Origin of the sequence: Streptomyces flavochromogenes, assembly GCF_000717595.1 — a bacterium.
GTDB classification, from domain to species: Bacteria; Actinomycetota; Actinomycetes; order Streptomycetales; family Streptomycetaceae; genus Streptomyces; species Streptomyces flavochromogenes.
Window position 1 is genome coordinate 97,148 of record NZ_JNZO01000004.1, and the last position, 17,435, is coordinate 114,582.

Annotated in this window: 17 protein-coding genes; 8 read left to right on the forward strand and 9 right to left on the reverse strand. The window is 72.1% G+C overall.

From position 1 onward, the window contains the following. Window positions 1-352 precede the first annotated feature (352 nt). Complete coding sequence (locus IF00_RS0105620) at window positions 353-1,156, reverse strand: endonuclease I family protein (RefSeq protein WP_030314865.1); 804 nt, start codon at window positions 1,154-1,156, stop codon at window positions 353-355. Window positions 1,157-1,388: 232 nt separating this feature from the next. After that, window positions 1,389-1,853 (reverse strand): Lrp/AsnC family transcriptional regulator, encoded by a 465-nt coding sequence (locus IF00_RS0105625; RefSeq protein WP_030314866.1) that lies wholly within the window; start codon window positions 1,851-1,853, stop codon window positions 1,389-1,391. 118 nt (window positions 1,854-1,971) lie between these two features. On the opposite strand from IF00_RS0105625, the gene IF00_RS0105630 reads away from it, so the two are divergent. The 3 genes from IF00_RS0105630 to IF00_RS0105640 all read left to right on the forward strand — a co-directional run bounded on the left by IF00_RS0105630 (window position 1,972) and on the right by IF00_RS0105640 (window position 6,790). Next, on the forward strand, window positions 1,972-3,087 hold the full coding sequence (locus IF00_RS0105630) for an asparaginase (RefSeq protein ID WP_030314867.1): 1,116 nt from the start codon (window positions 1,972-1,974) through the stop codon (window positions 3,085-3,087). Window positions 3,088-3,426: 339 nt separating this feature from the next. Continuing rightward, complete coding sequence (locus IF00_RS0105635; RefSeq protein ID WP_051819863.1) at window positions 3,427-4,860, forward strand: aspartate ammonia-lyase; 1,434 nt, start codon at window positions 3,427-3,429, stop codon at window positions 4,858-4,860. 286 nt (window positions 4,861-5,146) lie between these two features. After that, entirely contained in the window at window positions 5,147-6,790 is a 1,644-nt protein-coding gene (locus tag IF00_RS0105640) for a GMC oxidoreductase (RefSeq protein WP_030314871.1), read from the forward strand. 75 nt (window positions 6,791-6,865) lie between these two features. On the opposite strand, the gene IF00_RS0105645 is transcribed toward IF00_RS0105640, so the two are convergent. From IF00_RS0105645 to IF00_RS0105655, 3 genes are all read right to left on the reverse strand, one after another. After that, entirely contained in the window at window positions 6,866-7,354 is a 489-nt protein-coding gene (locus tag IF00_RS0105645) for a carboxymuconolactone decarboxylase family protein (protein WP_030314873.1), read from the reverse strand. After that, window positions 7,351-8,430: an NAD(P)H-dependent amine dehydrogenase family protein gene (locus IF00_RS0105650; RefSeq protein ID WP_030314874.1), complete on the reverse strand. Its 1,080-nt coding sequence runs from the start codon at window positions 8,428-8,430 to the stop codon at window positions 7,351-7,353. Before IF00_RS0105650 ends, IF00_RS0105645 begins: the two co-directional genes overlap by 4 nt. Window positions 8,431-8,521: 91 nt before the next feature. Continuing rightward, a complete protein-coding gene (locus tag IF00_RS0105655) occupies window positions 8,522-8,962 on the reverse strand; it encodes a GNAT family N-acetyltransferase (RefSeq protein ID WP_030314876.1) in 441 nt (146 codons plus the stop codon). 176 nt (window positions 8,963-9,138) lie between these two features. Between IF00_RS0105655 and IF00_RS0105660 the strand changes: the two genes are divergently transcribed. Beyond that, on the forward strand, window positions 9,139-9,963 hold the full coding sequence (locus IF00_RS0105660; protein WP_030314879.1) for a hypothetical protein: 825 nt from the start codon (window positions 9,139-9,141) through the stop codon (window positions 9,961-9,963). A gap of 193 nt (window positions 9,964-10,156) precedes the next feature. Here IF00_RS0105660 and IF00_RS0105665 read toward each other — a convergent pair whose 3' ends face one another. Then, window positions 10,157-11,539, reverse strand: a complete 1,383-nt coding sequence (locus tag IF00_RS0105665) for an NAD(P)/FAD-dependent oxidoreductase (RefSeq protein WP_030314881.1) — start codon at window positions 11,537-11,539, stop codon at window positions 10,157-10,159. A 23-nt stretch (window positions 11,540-11,562) separates the two neighbouring features. Between IF00_RS0105665 and IF00_RS0105670 the strand changes: the two genes are divergently transcribed. Both IF00_RS0105670 and IF00_RS0105675 read left to right on the forward strand, forming a co-directional pair. Beyond that, complete coding sequence (locus IF00_RS0105670) at window positions 11,563-11,835, forward strand: hypothetical protein (RefSeq protein ID WP_158710430.1); 273 nt, start codon at window positions 11,563-11,565, stop codon at window positions 11,833-11,835. Between the two features lie 172 nt (window positions 11,836-12,007). Further along, window positions 12,008-12,577: an NADPH-dependent FMN reductase gene (locus tag IF00_RS0105675; RefSeq protein ID WP_030314885.1), complete on the forward strand. Its 570-nt coding sequence runs from the start codon at window positions 12,008-12,010 to the stop codon at window positions 12,575-12,577. A gap of 6 nt (window positions 12,578-12,583) precedes the next feature. Here the strand turns inward: IF00_RS0105675 and IF00_RS0105680 are convergent, their stop codons facing one another. From IF00_RS0105680 to IF00_RS0105690, 3 genes are all read right to left on the reverse strand, one after another. Further along, on the reverse strand, window positions 12,584-13,765 hold the full coding sequence (locus IF00_RS0105680; RefSeq protein ID WP_030314887.1) for a YncE family protein: 1,182 nt from the start codon (window positions 13,763-13,765) through the stop codon (window positions 12,584-12,586). A 201-nt stretch (window positions 13,766-13,966) separates the two neighbouring features. Further along, complete coding sequence (locus IF00_RS0105685; RefSeq protein WP_030314889.1) at window positions 13,967-14,548, reverse strand: dienelactone hydrolase family protein; 582 nt, start codon at window positions 14,546-14,548, stop codon at window positions 13,967-13,969. Between the two features lie 243 nt (window positions 14,549-14,791). Continuing rightward, the gene (locus tag IF00_RS0105690; RefSeq protein WP_030314891.1) at window positions 14,792-15,112 is read right to left on the reverse strand and encodes a hypothetical protein; all 321 of its coding nucleotides are present in this window, start codon (window positions 15,110-15,112) and stop codon (window positions 14,792-14,794) included. A 191-nt stretch (window positions 15,113-15,303) separates the two neighbouring features. Here IF00_RS0105690 and IF00_RS0105695 point away from each other — a divergent pair, with 191 nt between their 5' ends. After that, on the forward strand, window positions 15,304-16,512 hold the full coding sequence (locus IF00_RS0105695) for an RNA ligase (RefSeq protein WP_030314894.1): 1,209 nt from the start codon (window positions 15,304-15,306) through the stop codon (window positions 16,510-16,512). 2 nt (window positions 16,513-16,514) lie between these two features. After that, complete coding sequence (locus tag IF00_RS0105700) at window positions 16,515-17,432, forward strand: phosphatase domain-containing protein (RefSeq protein WP_078944555.1); 918 nt, start codon at window positions 16,515-16,517, stop codon at window positions 17,430-17,432. Window positions 17,433-17,435 lie beyond the last annotated feature (3 nt).

Here is a 17,435-nt window from a genome sequence, read left to right on the forward strand (position 1 = left end):
AGCTACCGAGTGGATCTCGGAACTTCCTGGTCCGGAGGGCTTGTTACGGACAGGTGGGCGTGATAGTTGGGTTGGCGTCCTCCAGGGGTGGAAATGTGCGCCACGTCGCACGGAAAAGGCTCAAGAAACGGGACAAACTCACCGTTTGTAACGGATGGATAACGCCTCTTGGATGCATTCATCCTTCGCGTCAAGAGCGTGAGAACATCCGCCATTTGACGTTTGAAGGCGGCCTCGGCGGTCAGGCGTAGGGGCTCGCCCGTGAACGGCGCCCGACGCGCCGGGTCCGGAACACGCCGAAGCCGGGCCGGGTGCGACGACCCCGGCCCGGCTCCTGCACCGCCGTGGCGGTCTACCAGATCGCCTCGACCCACTCCGGGTGGTCGATGAACGGGTTCCGGTTGCCCTGGTAGGTGTTGAAAATGACGTCGTTGCGACGCTCCTCGAAGGCACTCGGCGGGTCCTGCTCGTTCCACTGCTTCAGGACCGAGAGGCGGCCGTGGAAGCGGACGCTGCCGTTGGTGGTCGACTCGTTGGGCTCCAGGTCGGCCCAGGCGTCGTCGCCCTCGTAGCGGACGGCCATGTAGAGGATCATCCGGGCCACGTCGCCCTTGTCGGCGTCGCGCGGCTCGAACGAGTTGCTGTCCGTGTAACTGCCGGGAGCTCCGCTGACCGCGCTGCCGCCGTTGTCGAAGTCCTTGTTGCCGCGGATGCCGTTGACCTGGACGTCCGCCGCACGCAGGTGGTGCAGATCGGTGCCGGGGCCGGCCGAGGTGCCGAAGTTTCCGTGGGACTGGGCCCAGGTGTGCTCGCGGTTCCAGTCGCCGACGTCGCCGCCGTTGAGGCTCTTGCTCCGCGAGGTCCCGCTGTAGAGCAGGATGACGTTGTTGGTGTTGACGGGGTCCTGGTCGGTGACCTTCAGCGCGTTCCAGACCGCGTCGTACGAGATCTTGCTCTGGCTGCTGATGATGGTGTGCAGCGAGGACTTGAGGGTCGTGCCGGTCTTGCCGATCGCGTTCTTGTAGTACGTGCTGTCGTACGCGGTGGTGGTGGCGCCGGCGGGGGTAGCGGCGACCGTGGGGAGCGTGACGCCGACGAGGGTGGCGGCGACGGCCGCTGCCCACACCTTCCATCTGCCGATCCGCACAACGGACATGGGGGGCCCTTTCCCGGGGACGGTACGCGTGGGACGGCGGACGTCGGCTCAACGTTTCAGCTGTCTACGCGTGTTGACTTCGTGTCACCGGGAGAGTGGCACACGACAGGTACCTGTCATGTAACGAGGAGGAGGCTGTTCCATGACGAGTTCGCATATGGCCGAGACCAGGGCCCCTCCGGGGCTCGGCCTCGTCGGGTTCGGCCGGCCGCCCCGGCCGCCCCGGACGTCCTCAGGTGCCCCGGACGCCCACCGGCATCCCCTTCGGTTCCTTGATGCGCTTCATGATGATCTGCGAGTTGACCTCGGTGACCCCGGTGAGGGTCGTCAGCCGCTCGATCCACAGTCGCTCGTACGCCGCGAGATCGGCGACCGCGATCCGCAGCAGACAGCCGGGGCTCCCGAACAGCCGGTACGCCTCGATGACGTCCGGCACCTCCTGGAGCGCCTCCTCGAAGGCCTCCACCGTCTCCCGGTCCCGCCGCACCTCCACTGAGACGAGCACCTCGAAGCCCCGCCCCACCGCCTCCGGATCGATGATCGCCCGGTACCCCTGGATCACCCCGTCCTGCTCCAGCTGGCGGACCCGGCGCAGGCAGGGTGACGGGCTGAGCCCCACCCGCTGGGCCAGCTCCTGGTTGCTCAGCCGGCCGTCGTTCTGGAGCTCGCGCAAGATGTGGAGATCGATTCGGTCCATGACGCAATTATCTACCACGCGGAAACGATACGGCGGCTGATTTCGCAATCCTCTTGCGCGCCCTCTGTCCTATCGTTGCGACGCAGGGCGATTTCGGTACGGAGTAAGGACGGCAGGCATGAAGCGGACGAACGACGGGGGAGCGCGCCGGATCGTCGTCATCAGCACGGGCGGCACGATCGCCAGCCGCTGGCAGGGCACCGGCTACGCCGCCGACGCCTCCGGCAACGACGTGCTGGCCACCGCCCCGCTGCCCGAGGGCGTCACCGTCGAGGTCGTCGACCTCTTCAACGTCAACAGCTCCCTCATGACCGCGGCACACCAGCTCGCCCTGCTCCGGACCGTCCACGAGACCCTCGCCGACCCCGGCGTCGACGGCATCGTGATCACCCACGGCACCGACACCCTCGAAGAGACCGCCTTCTTCCTGGACCTCCACCACGCCGACGCCCGCCCGGTCGTCCTCACCGGCGCCCAGCGCCCCTTCGGCACCGGCGACGGCGACGGCCCCGGCAACCTGTACGACGCGCTCCAGGTCGCCTCCTCCGTCAGCGACCTCGGTGTCCTGGTCGTCTTCGACGGCCGCGTCCACGCCGCCCGCGGCACCGTCAAGACCCAGACGCTCGCCGCCGACGCCTTCTCCGACCCCTCGGCCGAGCGCCTGGGCCGCGTCGGCTTCTCCCGTGTCGACATCGAGCGGCAGCCGGAGCGCCCGACGCCGCTGCCGCTGCCCGTCGCCGCGGACAAGGCGGACCCCGACGTCCCCGGCGCCGTCCCGCTGCCCCGGGTCGCCATCGTCACGCACCACTCCGACGGCGATCCCTTCCTCCTGAACGCGGCCGTCGGCGCCGGCGCCCGGGGCATCGTCCTCGTCGCCACCGGCGCGGGCAACGCCACCCCCGAGATCGCCGCGGCCGTGGCCGACGCGGTCGCCCAGGGCGTCCTGGTCGCCGTGACCACCCGCGTCCCCGCCGGGCCGCTCGCCGAGATCTACACCGGCGGCGGCGCCGTCGACCTCGTCGCCGCCGGAGCCCTGCTCACCGGCACGCTCCGCGCCGCGCAGGCACGGATCGCACTCCTCGCGACACTCCTCGCCGAAGGCGGCAACGGCGGGGGCGACCCCGTCCGCAGCACCGCCCTGCTGCGGCGCCTCCTCGACGGGCCCGTCCGCGCGGAACCGGCCCTCGCCACCGGCGGTTCCCGCTCGGCCTCGGCCGTCGCCGCCCGCGCCTGACCCGGCGCACCACAGAACCCCGGCTCGCGGGCGCCGCCCCCCCCGCCCGTCCGCGAGCCGGAGCCAACCTTGGCGGGCCTCCTCCCGGGCTGTGCCCGTACGGCCCGGGAGCGGCCCGCCACCCTGCGCGGCTCGCCCGTCACCGAAGCCGCACCCGCCCCGCGTACCCGCGACAGGGCCGGGGCGCGTCCGCGTACCCCGGACAGGCCCCACGCGTGCGCGTGCACCCGGACCCGCCCCTCGGCATGCCCCGCCGACACCTCTCCGCGCCCTCTCCCGCACTTCGGCGCGCGCCACCCGCGACGCGCGCCCCACCCTCCCCATCCCTCAAGGACGCTCATGGTTCCCGCACCGGCCCCGCACCCCCTTCCCGTCCGTCGCGAGCACGATCTGCTCGGCGACCGGGACGTTCCCGCCGACGCCTACTGGGGTGTCCACACCCTGCGCGCCACCGAGAACTTCACCGTCACCGGCACGCCGATCTCCGTCTACCCGCTCCTGATCGACGCGCTCGCCGCCGTCAAGGAGGCCGCGGCCCGCGCCAACGAGGAACTGGGGCTGCTGCCCGCCGACAAGGCCGCCGCCATCGCCGGCGCCTGCCGCGAGATCCGTACGGGGCAGCTCCACGACCAGTTCGTCGTGGACGTCGTCCAGGGCGGCGCGGGCACGTCCACGAACATGAACGCCAACGAGGTCGTCGCCAACCGTGCGCTGGAACTCCTCGGCCACACCAAGGGCGACTACCACCGCCTCCACCCCAACGAGGACGTCAACCTCGGCCAGTCCACCAACGACGTCTACCCGACCGCCATACGCATCGCGGCGATCGGCGCCGCGCGTGAACTCCTCCTCGCCATAGCCGTGCTCCAGGACGCCTTCGCCGCCAAGGCCCTGGAGTTCCGCGACGTCGTCAAGATGGGCCGCACCCAGCTCCAGGACGCGGTGCCCATGACACTGGGCCAGGAGTTCTCCACGTACGCCGTGATGCTGGAGGAGGACCGCAGCCGGCTCGCCGAGGCGGTCGAGCTCATCCATGAGATCAACCTCGGGGCCACCGCCATCGGCACCGGCCTCAACGCCGCCCCGGGCTACGCCGAGACCGCCCGCCGCAACCTCGCCGGGCTGACCGGCCTGCCGCTGGTCACGTCCGCCAACCTGATCGAGGCCACCCAGGACTGCGGCGCCTTCGTCCAGCTCTCCGGAGTCCTCAAGCGGATCGCGGTCAAGCTCTCCAAGACCTGCAACGACCTGCGGCTGCTGTCCTCGGGTCCGCGCGCGGGGCTCAACGAGATCAACCTGCCGCCGGTCCAGGCCGGTTCCAGCATCATGCCCGGCAAGGTCAACCCGGTGATCCCCGAGGTCGTCAACCAGGTGGCCTTCGAGGTGATCGGCAACGACATCACCATCACCATGGCCGCCGAGGCCGGGCAGCTCCAGCTCAACGCCTTCGAGCCGGTCATCTTCCATGCCCTGTCGAAGAGCCTCCTCTCCCTGCGCGCCGCCTGCCTGACCCTCGCCGACCGCTGCGTCAGCGGCATCACCGCCAACACCGAGGCGCTCCGGGCGGCCGTCGAGAACTCCATCGGCCTCGCCACCGCGCTCAACCCGCACCTCGGCTACACCGCGGCCACGGCCATCGCGCAGGAGGCGCTCGCCACCGGTCGCGGAGTCGTCGAACTCACCCTGGAGAAGGGACTGCTGCCCGCCGAGCGCCTCGCCGAGCTGCTCACTCCCGAGCGCCTCACCGGGGCCCCGGGCCCGGCCCTCGCCTGATCCGGACCCCTCCTCGGCCCCGGGTCCGGTGACGGGTTCGCGCCCGTGCGCCGGCGCACCACCGGGGCCGAGCGGCGTTCCCGCATCGAGGCTCGTGCGCTCTCTGTGGCGTGGGAGTACGGGAGTCGGACGGAGAGGCTGTCGGACGTCCATGCACCGGCCCGGTATCCGCCGGCATCCGTTCGAGAGGTGTACCCGGCCTGAAGTTACCCGTCGGTTTCTCGTGACTTCCCCGATGGCCGACAGTAGAACATGTTCCCATTCGCCTCTGAGTGAGGAACATCACATGAGCGAACTCCCCCTGCCCGCAAAGGGAATCGGTGGTGTCAGCCGCCGCCGATTCCTCGCGGGAACAGGTTCTGTTCTCGGTGCTGCCGCCCTTGTCGGCCACGGCACTCCGGCCCACGCCGAAACCCGCCTCGTCGACACCCCCATCCCCACCGGCGCCCACGTGCCCGCCCTCGTCATCGGCACCGGATACGGCGGCTCCGTGGCCGCCCTCCGGCTCGCCCGCGCGGGCGTCGCCGTCCACATGGTCGAGATGGGCATGGCCTGGGACACCCCCGGACCGGACGGCAGGATCTTCGCCAACACCACCCGGCCCGACTACCGATCCTTCTGGCTGCGGACCCGCACCAAGCAGCCGCTGAGCAACTTCCTCGGCTTCCCCCTCGACAAGGACGTCCCGCGGCACACCGGCATCCTCGACGCCGAGGACTTCGCCGGCATCACCGTCTACCAGGGCAGGGGCGTCGGCGGCGGCTCCCTCGTCAACGGCGGCATGGCCGTCACCCCGCGCCGCGAGAACTTCGCGGCCATCCTCCCGACCGTCGACGCGGCCGAGATGTACTCGACCTACTACCCGCGTGCCAATGCCGGACTCGGCGTCACCGAGGTGGATCAGGCCTGGTGGGAGAGCACGGCCTGCTACCAGTACGCGCGCGTCGGCCGCAAGCACGCCCAGCGCTCCGGCTTCCCCTTCGTGTTCGTCCCGAACGTGTACGACTGGGACTACATGAAGCAGGAGGCCGCCGGGGCCGTCCCGAAGTCCGCCCTCGACGGCGAGGTCATCTACGGCAACAACGCCGGCAAGAAGACCCTCCAGAAGACCTATCTGGCCCAGGCCGCCGCCACCGGCCGGGTCACCGTCTCCGCCCTGCACAAGGTCACCTCCGTCACCCCGGCGGCCGGCGGCGGCTACACCGTCGCCATCGACCAGATCGACACCACGGGCGCCACCCTCGCGAGCAAGACCGTCACCGCCGACAAGGTCTTCTTCGCCGCCGGAAGCATCGGCACGAGCAAGCTCCTCACCCGGCTCAAGGCCACCGGCGCCCTGCCCGCCCTCAACAACGAGATCGGCAAGGGCTGGGGCGACAACGGCAACGTCATGTGCGGCCGCGCCAACCACATGTGGGACCCGACCGGCAAGCTCCAGTCCGCCATGCCCACCGCGGGCATCGACAACTGGGACGCGGGCGGCGCCTTCGCCGAGGTCGCCCCGCTGCCCACCGGCATCGAGACGTACGCCTCCTTCTACCTCTCCATCACCAAGACCCCCCACCGGGCCGAGTTCACCTGGAACCCGGCCACCGGCAAGGTCGACCTGAGCTGGGACAGGGCCTGGAAGCAGACCTCCATCGACGCGGCGAAGACCATCTTCGACAAGATCAACTCCAAGGAGGGCACGATCTACCGCACCGACCTCTTCGGTGTGTACAAGATCTGGGGCGACCACCTCACGTACCACCCGCTCGGCGGCGCGGTCCTGGGCAGGGCGACCGACAACCACGGACGCCTCCACGGCTACTCGGGGCTGTACGTCATCGACGGATCCCTGATCCCCGGCAACGCCAGCGTCAACCCGTTCGTCACCATCACGGCCCTCGCCGAACGCAACATCGAACGGATCGTCGCCGAGGACTTCTGAGCCCGAGGCGCGACACCGTCACGTCGAACGGGAAGGGCCGGCCGGGAACCACCCGGCCGGCCCTTCCCCGCGCGCTCAGTGCGTCGGCAGCACGCACACCTCGTCGAGCCCGAGCACCCGGTTGAGCCGCCCGAACGCCAGCCACGAGCCCAGACTCATCGTCAGCTCCACGATCTCCGCCTGGCTGTACCGGGCCGTCATCCGCTCCCAGAACTCCTCGTCCAGACCGTGGTGGTCCAGCGCGTACCGCTCCGCGTACTCGGCCGCGAGCCGCGTCCGTTCGTCGAAGCTCTCCGAGACCTCCGTCTCCCGCCAGGCCGCGACGATCTCGTCGAAGCCCTCCTCGACCTTCACGCCGTCCCGGTCGGTACGCCAGTCCAGACAGAACCCGCATCCGTTGATCTGCGCGATCCGCAGCCGCGCCGCCTCGAACTCGCGCAGCCCCAGCGTCGTATGGGCGTACACCGAGAGCGAGAAGTTCGCCGCCGCCGTCCCGATCTCCGGGACCATGTCGCCCCACACGTACCCGATCGGCTCCTGGCCCTCGGGAATGTCGATGATCACCGTGGTCTCCTTCCCAGCCTCCCGACCGCCGGCCGCAACGGCACGTCCAGCGCGTCGTACAGTCCCGGCTCCGCCGCCACCAGCCAGTCGATCGCCCCGACCAGCCGGCCCACCGCCGTCGCGTTCCCGCCCGCCGAGCGGTTCTCGCCCTCGGCCGTGGCCGCCACCGTCACCTCGATCCGGGGACTGCCCTCGACGACGACCCGGTGCGCCCCCGCCCCGTCCGGCGGCACCGGCCAGTCCGGCGCGCACGAGGGATGGATACGGGTCACGTGCTCGATCACGATGCGGGGCTCCCCGCCGACGATGCCCTGCACCTCGAAGCGGATCGCGCCCTGCGTGCCCGCCTCGAAGACCCCCATCGTCCGGGTCTTCACGGTCGACTCCAGCGGGCGCCGGTCCACCGTCTCGCGGATCTCGTCGAGCTCGGCGCCGAGCGCGCGGGCCATCAGGCGTATCTGCCCGCCCCACACCATCGTGGGCACCGACGGCAGCAGCATCGGCGGCTCGTAGTCGAGCGGCCGGCCCATCCCTATCAGGTCCCGGACCGACTCCTCCTGCTCGTACGTCGAGTAGTCGAAGATCTCCTGGCAGCGGATCACGTCCACCGTGCTGCCGAGCCCGCTCACGAGCAGTGGCAGGACGTCGTTGCCCCAGCCCGGGTCCACTCCCGACACGAACAGCGAACCGCCGCCCTCGGCGATCGCGGCCAGCACCGGATCCCGGAACTCGGGCGGCGCGTTGCGCTGGTCGTACAGCGGGTACAGCGCGGGGGTGACCACCACCGCGCCCGTCCGCACCGCGCGCGCCACGTCGTCGAGCGCCCCGTCGGGCCGGGTGTCGCCGGAAGCCGCGTACACCACCGCCCCCGGCCGCCCGTCGAGCACCGCGCCGACATCGTCGACGGCCACGACCCCGAGGTCGTGGCCGAGCCCCGCGAGCCGGCCCGCGTCCCGTCCGACCTTCGCCGGATCCGAGACCAGCACGGCCGAGAGTTCCAGCCCTGGATGGGCGTCCACGGCGCGGATCGCCGCGCGCCCTACATTTCCGGTACCCCACACCACCGTCCGAATCATGCGCGGAGGGTAGCGCCGGGCCCCGAAGGTTCCCAGACCCGTGACGCAATGATCTGACGAATCGTCAGATCTCGGTGCGGGCCGACGCGCGTCAGGCCAGCCGCAGCGTCACGAACGGCACCGTGTCGCCCGGCAGTACGTACCGCTCCACCTCGACGAAGCCGCGCGCGAGCGCGAACCGCAGACCGTCCTCGTTCGAGGCCAGCACCACCGTCTCCACTCCCTCGTCGCTCAGCGTCCGCGCGTGCGCGAGCCCCCGCTCGTACAGTGCGGTCCCGACACCGCGCCCCCGGAACGCGGGCAGCGTCCGCGCGATGACGGTCGCGGCCGCGGTCTCCTCGTCGGGCGGCCGTACCGTCGAACAACCCACCGCCACCTCCCCGAGATACGCGACGTCCAGCCGGTTCCGGCCCGCGCGCTCGCGCACCTCGTCGGGGGAGAGCACGGCCGTCGGGATGATCGTGTTGTGGACGGCCCGCCAGTCCGCGAGGTGGGCCTCGCTCAGGGCCGGCTCGATACGAAGATCGTTCATGCGTGCAGGAAAGCGTGCCCCGTCCGGCCCGGTCAACCGCATTCGGCTGCGGACGGTGGCGAGGGACGTGACACCTTCGGACGCGGCCGCACGGGTGAGGGCATCGGAACCGCCGCAGTGACGCCCGCCGAACGGGTACGGATCCACGCATTGCCCCCGGCCAGGAGGATCCGTCCATGTCCGTCCACAAGGGCGCCCCCGCGCTGCTGAGTGCCGGCACGCTGTGCGCGGCCCTGCTGCTCAGCGGCTGCGCGAACACCGCGCCCCCCGCCCCCGTCGCGCCCGCAGGGACGGCCGCCGCGGCGGCCGCGGGGGACTCCCGTCCCGCGGGCGCCCCACCCGGCGCGGCGCGCGGGGCCGGCGGGCCGGGGGAGCCGGCCGGCAGCATCGCCTCCGCACCCGTCCCCGCGCCCCGGCTCCCCGGCGTCGGCCCCGCCACCCAGGCTCTCGTTCCCGACGGCACCACACAGGCCTTCGTCGTCACCGGCGCCACCGCCGACGACAACACCTCCACCGCGACCCTCTACGAGAAGGGCCCCGGCGGCCACTGGACCGAGTCGGCGGGGCCGTGGCCCACCCACAACGCGCTACGGGGCTGGACCGCCGACCACACGGCCGGCGACCTGCGCAGCCCCATCGGGGTCTTCCGGCTCGGCGACGCGGGCGGCCGGCTGCCCGACCCGGGCTCCCGCCTTCCGTACGACCAGGACGACGAGTTCGCCATCAGCGGCACCGGCTTCTCCGGCGAACCCCTCGAAGGTTCCTTCGACCATGTGATCGCCATCGACTACAACCGCGTCCCCGGCCGGACCCCGCTCGACAAGGAACGCCCGCTCGGTGACGAGAAGGGCGGCGGAGTCTGGATCCACGTCGACCACGGCGGCCCCACCCAGGCCTGCGTCGCCCTCGACCGAGAGCCGCTGCGCGAACTCATCCGCGCCCTCGACCCGGCCAAGGAGCCCGTCATCGTCATGGGCCCGGCGCCCGAACTGGCCCGCTGACCGACGACGGGCGCGCCCGTCGGCCCACGGCGACGGGGCGGGACGCTTCCTCGTCGTCCGGCCCCCTCACCGCGCGCGTCCGGCGTCCTCCACATGTGCGCCGTCCTGCGCCGTACGCGGTGGCCTCCGACGCGGCGCGCCCTTGCCGTGCGGCTCCGTACGCGGCGCCCTCCGGCGCGGGGCGCGCGTGTCCTCAGTTCCCGCCGCCGGCCCCGACCGCCCCGCGGAACGCGCCCGTGTGGCTGAGCACCTGCTCCGGGGTCAGATACGCGTCGGTGTACTCGAAGTCCCGCAGCGTGCCCGCCTTCGACGCCAGGAACCCGGTCCGTACGAAGTCGTCCCCGGCCGCGGCGTTCAGCAGCCAGTTCGTCATCACCCGGGTCTTCGCCACATTGGTCCGCAGCGCCGCCCAGTGATACGCGCGGGCCACGGCCTGCGCCGGCGCCCCGTGCAGCTCCACACCGAGCGGCTTCGACACCCCGTCCATCCCGCCGAGGTCCACCACCAGACCCAGATCCTTGTGGGTGTACGGATGGGTCGGCTCGCCGCGCAGCGTCGAGACCAGGTTGTCGGCGAGCGCCTTGCCCTGCCGCATCGCGTGCTGGGCGGTCGGCGGACAGATCGCGCCCTCCTCGCCCTTGGCGAGATCCGGCACCGCCGCCGCGTCTCCGAGGGCCCAGACCCCGTCGAGGCCCGGCACGGTCATCTCGGCCGTGACCACGAGCCGTCCCCGGAACGTTTCCGCACCGAGCGTGCCGATCAGCGGGCTCGCCGCCACCCCGGCCGTCCAGATCAACGTCCGGCTCGGCAGCACCCGCCCGTCCGTGAGCGTCACGGCGTCTTCGTCCACGGAGGCCACCGACACCCCCAGGGACACCTCGATCCCGCGCCTGGTCAGGATGTCCATCGCGGCGGCGCCCAGCTTGTCGCCCAGCTCGGGCATCAGCTTCGGCGCGATGTCGACCAGGTGCCACTTGATGAGCTTCGGATCGATGCGGGGATACCGCTTGACCGCGTTGTGGGTGAGCAGCTGGAGACAGGCCGCCGTCTCCGTGCCCGCGTAACCGCCGCCGACCACCACGAACCGCAGCCGCGCGGCCCGCTCCTCCTCGTCGTTGCTCGCGTCGGCCAGGTCGAGCTGGGCGATGACGTGGTCGCGGATGTACACGGCCTCGGCGAGGGTCTTCATCCCCCGCGCGTGCTCGGCGAGCCCGGGGATGTCGAAACTGCGGGTCACGCTGCCGGGCGCGAGCACCAGATGGTCGTACGGCTCGGTCACGTACTCGCCGGCGATCGTGCGCACCACACAGACCTTCGCCGTCGTGTCCACGCCGACCACGCCACCCGGCACGATCCGGGTGCGGTGTCGTTCACTGCGGCGCAGCGACAACGCGACCGACTGAGGGGTCAGCACCCCCGCCGCCACCTGGGGGAGCAGGGGCAGATACAGCTGGTACGAGAACGGTGAGAGGAGCGCGAGCTGCGCCTCCCGCTCCGTGAGGCGTCGTTCGAGCCGCCGTACGCAGGCCACTCCGGCGAATCCGGCGCCCACCACGAGAATCCTCGGTCGCGTCACGCTGTCCGCCCTTCCGTAGGAGCGTGCAAGAAACCATCGGATATGGCCGAGTAGGCCGCATGTGGCAGTTTTTCATTGACTATCCGTGGTTCGTCCGGTTCACCCTTTCTATCGTCATTGCGACTGGATCGCTCTTCGGCACGGTCCGCTTCGGCCCGGTGAAGCCCGGCCCGGCCGGCGTCCTCTTCGCCGGGCTGCCGCCCGGCATCGGCCCGGCCGTGCCCGCCGGACCCTCCGTCCGCGGGCTCGCCCCGTACGGGGACACCGTCGGTCTCGCAGCGGGCCCGGCCTTGTGATCGGCTACCCCCTGCCGTCGTCCTCACTCGTGCCTTCGTCGCGGTCGCCCGGCCCGTCCGCCGGGCCGACGTCCCCGGCGGGACTCCGGTCGCAGCGGGGCCACGGGCGCGTTAGGTTGCCGAAGGCCCGCGCGACGGCCGCAACCCCCTCCCGGAAGGCGGAACACCAGGCATGACCACGTACAAGGTCGGCTACTTCGTCGGCAGCCTGTCGAAGGACTCCATCAACAGGATCCTCTCCCGCGCCCTCCTCCGCGTGGCGCCGCCGGAGCTGGAGTTCCAGGAGATCCCCATCAAGGACCTGCCGCTCTACAACCACGACTTCGACGCGGACTACCCGCCCGAGGGCCGCGCCCTCAAGGACGCCATCGCCGCCGTCGACGCCGTCCTCTTCGTCACCCCCGAGTACAACCGGTCCATCCCCGGCGGCCTCAAGAACGCCATCGACTGGGCCAGCCGCCCCTGGGGAACGAACTCCTTCACCCACAAGCCGTCGGCCGTCATCGGCGCCTCGCCGGGCAAGATCGGCACCGCCGTCGCCCAGCAGAGCCTCCGCTCGGTGCTGAGCTTCTGCAACTCCCCGCAGATGAACGCCCCCGAGGCCTACATCCAGTTCGTCCCCGGGCTCTTCACACCGGACGGCGAGGTCACCGACCCGACGACCCAGCAGTTCCTGACCGACTTCATGGCCGACTTCAAGACCTTCATCGAACGGGTCCTCACCGTCCTGCCCCAGCGCTGAACGGGGTCAGAGGACCACGACCCCCAGCGGACGCGAGCCCGCCTCCAGCCGGCGCACCTCACCCGTGTCGAGGTCGACGACGCTCAGGCCGTCCCAGTACCCGCCGCGGGTGAACCCACCGGTCACATAGGCGGTGCGCCCGTCCGAGGAGACCGCCACGTCCTCGTGCGGACCCTCCAGGGGGTAGACCCGCTCGGTGCCGTCGGGGGCCCGGACCGTCAGGGAGGGGCCCTCGTCCTCGTCCGGGTCGATCGGCCCCGTGCCCACCGCCACGAGCGTGCCGTCGGCGGTCATCGTGGCGCCGTGCTGGTGGGTGTTCGCGGTCATCGGCTCGACGGTCGTCCGGCCGGTGCGGGGGTCGACGACCGCGAGCCGCTCGCCCTCGAAGGGCAGCAGCAGCTTGCCGTCCGAGGGGCGTACGGCCGTGTAGTGCGGCTTCAGCCAGGACCCGAGCCCGCCCTGCGTGCCGTACGGTGCGACCTCCACCCGGCGCGGGTCCAGCGTCCCCGCGTCGACGACCGTGACGTCGAAGGAGTCGTGGTTGGTCGCGTACACCTCGGCGCCGTCACGTGAGACGTCCACGTCGAAGGGGCGCCGGCCGACCGGCACCGTGTCCGTGACCCTCAGGGACGTCGTGTCGATCACCTCCAGGGTGCCGTTCCCGTCGGGCACGTTGACCCCCACGTACACCCGGCGACCGTCCGGCGAGAGCGCGATGCCCATGCCGCCGCCCCGGTACTCGCCCGTGGTCACGGGACCCGCGTCCGTCTCGTACGGGACGAGCGCGAGCCGCTGCCGGGTCGCCGTGTCCACGACCGCGACGCCCTCGGCGGTCGCCACCCAGGCCCGCCCGTCCTCGCCGACGACCAGACCGTAGGGAGCGGTGCCGACCGTCACCGAGCCGGTGGCACCCCGTGCGGGGTCGACGAACGTCACCGTGTCGGAGCCGAAGTCGGCGACCAGGAGCGTGCACGGCGCGGGCTTGCCCGCCGGGGCGGGTGTCACGGTCACGGAAGAGCCGGCGGTGGGCGGCGCACCGGTGGGGGACACCCCGGCCGGCGATGCGGATCCCGTCGCGGAGACCGCCCCTCCGGACTCCTGCGCGCACCCGGCGAGCAGGACCACGGCCACGGCGCCGGGCAGGAGCAGCCGGGCGGCGGTACGGGGCGCACGGCGGAACTTCGTCATGACGGACTCCTCGGTACGGCGGACACGGTCGGCCCCGTCCGAGGACGGGGCCGCACCCTGCACCGATCCTCCGCCCATGCGCGGCCGTGTACGGTCCGACGCCCGGCCCCGGCCCGACGGCGGGTCGGAGGACACCGGGGTCAACCGATCGGCTGACCCCGTCTGCCCACCCCGGTCGGTGGGGAGTGAGGTGGGGAGTGATCAACTCTCGACGGCGTCCAGGAAGCACACCGCCCGCTCCACGCACAGCGCGGACGCCTCCGGTACGAAGGACGGCGCCCCGCGCTCGGCGAACAGGTGCGCGCTCCCCGGGTACAGGAAGAGTCTCCGGTCCGCCGCGTCCGCCACCAGCGCGCGGGCGGCCGCCAGATCGCCCTCGTCGACGAAGAAGGGGTCGGCGTCCATCCCGTGCACCTGCGCGGGAACGCCCTCCGGCCAGGCCTCGCCGAACTCCGACACCGGCACGCAAGCGCTGAACAGCAGGGCGCCGAGCGCCCCGGCCCGGGTCTGCGCCAGCTTCTGGGCGGGCAGCACACCGAGCGAGAACCCTGCGTAGACGACGGCCCCGGGCAGCGCCGAGGCCGCCCGCTCGCCGCGCGCCACGAGCGTGTCGAAGCCGATCTCCTGGGCATACCCGACGCCGGCCTCGAGGTCGGTGAAGGTCCGGCCCTCGTACAGGTCGGGCGTGTGCACCGTGTGGCCCGCCCGCCGCAGCTCATCGGCGAACGCGCCGACTCCCTCGGTCAGCCCGAGCGAGTGGTGGAAGAGTAGAACCTCGGCCATGTCGTCATCCCCAGTCGTCCGTACGGGGCCCGCCCCCACTGCGGCACGGGCCGATGGGCAGCAGCATGGCCCACGCCACTGACAACGCCCGGGAACGGGCGGCCGGGCCGAGGCGCGGAGGGGGGCTGACGGCCGGGGGCGACCACCGGGAACGGACGCGGACGGGCCGGGGGCGACCACCGGGAACGACGCGTACGGGCCGGGGCCGGCCGGAAGCGTGACGGACGGCCCCGGAACCGTCGGCTAGCGCATCGGCCGCTGCGGCAGGACGGCGCCCGCCTGACCCACGACCCCCGCGGGTCCGCCGACGCCCATCGGGCCACCGACGCCGGAGTGCGGGACAGCGCCCTGGTGCGCGATGGCGACGACGCCCTGGTGCGCCCCCGCTCCCGTGTGCGAGACGACGCCCTGCTGCGGCCCCTGGACCCCCTGCGGCGGCACCTGGATGACCCGGCTCAGGTCCCGCAGAACCTCCTCCGCGACCTGGCGGACGTCACCCGGAACATCCCCCCGCTCCCGTATGAGCTCGGCGTAGATCGGTGCCGTGCCGTCCGCGTGGTTCATGGAGCTCGCTTCCTTCGTCTGCGCCGGTGACGTCACCGACGGGGAGACGGCGAGTCTACGGGGCACCACCGACACGCCCCGGAGCGAGCCCCCGCACACCACCCCGCCCCTTGTCGGCCGCGCCGGATATTCGGTGTCCCCCGGGCCCCCGACCGCCGAGAATGGATCATCGAACACACGGGAGGGACCCCATGAGCCAGGCGACCCTGACTCTGCACGACCTGATGCCGTCCGACGAGCTCGCCGCCGCACTCGCCGACGGGCACGTCACGCGCAAGCGGCACCCCGAGCTGCCGCTGTCGATCTACACGTACACGCGCGCGTGCCAGTACGCCCAGCACTGGAACCTGGCCACCACCCGCTGCCGCGGACTCGTCGCCGACGACGCCACCGGACGCATCGTCGCGCTCCCCCTCCCCAAGTTCTTCAACGTCTCCGAACACGCCTCCGGCCGCCCCTACGCACCGCCGCTGCCCGACGAGCCGTTCGAGGTGTACGACAAGGTCGACGGCAGCCTCGCCGTGGTCTTCCACTACGACGGCCGCTGGCACGTCGCCTCCAAGGGCTCCTTCACCAGCACCCAGGCCACCTGGGCGCAGCGCCGGCTCGACGCGGCCGACACGACGGGCCTGACGCCCGGCGTCACGTACCTCGCCGAGATCCTCTACCCGGGCAACCGCATCGTCGTGAACTACGGCGAGCGGCGCGACCTCGTCCTGCTCGCCGCCTTCGGCGGGGACGGCACCGAGATCCCGCTCGCCGAGGCCGCCGCCGGCTGGCAGCCCGTCGGCTCCGTCGTCCGCACCTGGCCGGCCATGGGCATCGCCGAGCTCGTCGCCCTGACCGAGTCCAACACCCTCCCCGGCGGCCACCGGGCCACCGGCACCGACGCCGAGGGCTTCGTCCTGCGCTTCGCCTCCGGCCTGCGCGCCAAGGCCAAGCTCGCCGAGTACGTGCGCCTCCACAAAGTGCTCACCGGTGTCACCGAGCGCGACATCTGGCGCGGCCACGGCATCCAGCGCTTCGCCGGAGTCCCGGCCGGCGAACTCGCCAAGGGCCTCGGCTGCTCCGTGACCGAGGTCGAGGCGGACGGCGGCAAGCCGCTGGACGCCCTCCTGGAGCAGGTCCCGGACGAGTTCGACGCCTGGGTGCGCGAGGTGATCGGCGGCCTCGAAGCCGCGGCCGCCGAGCGCGAGCGTGCGGTCGACGAGGCGTACGCTCACCTGGCCCACCTCGCCGGGGACCGGGGCGCCTTCGCCCGCGCCGCGGCCGGGATGTCCGACCGCGGCCTGCGCGCCGCCCTCTTCCTGCGCCTCGACGGGCGCCCCACCGACCTCCTCGTCTGGCGACAGCTGCGCCCCGAGGCCACCGACCCCTTCGCCCACGACCAGGAGAACTGAACGTGCCTGTCGTCCATGTCATGACCGGCCTCCCGGCCTCCGGGAAGACGACGGCCGCCCGCGCCCTCCAGGCGGCCGCCGAGGGACGCGTGCGGCGCGTCAACCTCGACGACCTCCGCTCCATGCTCGACGTCCCCTCGCCGGACCGCGGCCGGTCCCACAAGCACGAGCAGACCGTGCTCGGCATCCAGGACGCCGCGGTCCGCGCCGCCGTCGACGACGGCTTCGACGTCGTCGTCGACAACACCCATCTGACCCCGCACATCCCGAAGCGGCTGAAGGCGGCCGTGGGGGGTCTCGCCACCTTCGCCGTCCATGACTTCACGGACGTCCCGGTCGACGAGTGCGTGCGCCGCGACGCCGCCCGCGAGCGGCCCGTCGGCGAGGAGATCATCCGCATCCTCGCCGAGAAGCACACCAAGGCCACCCGGGGCGGCTGGCGGCTCACCGCGGACTGGCTCAACGACCGCCCCACCGTCGGAGAGCCCTACGTCCCCGACCCGAGCCTCCCCACCGCCGTCATGTGCGACATCGACGGCACCCTCGCCCTGCGCGTCGACCGGGGCCCGTACGACTTCACCCGCTGCGACCGCGACCTGCTCAACGTCTCGGTGCGGGACGCCCTGCGTGCCTTCCGGCACACCGAGCGGGACCGGATCGTGCTGCTGTCCGGGCGGAGCGAGGACCACCGCGCCCTCACCGAGTCCTGGCTCGCCCACCACGAGGTGCCGTACGACGAGCTCTGGATGCGGGCGTCCGGCGACGGCCGCGGCGACGACCTCGTGAAGGCCGAGCTCTTCGACGCCCGGGTGCGCCACCGGTACAACGTCCGCGTCTCGCTCGACGACCGTGACCGCGTCGTGGCCCTCTGGCGCCGGATGGGCCTGCCCACCTGGCAGGTCAACTACGGCGACTTCTGACCC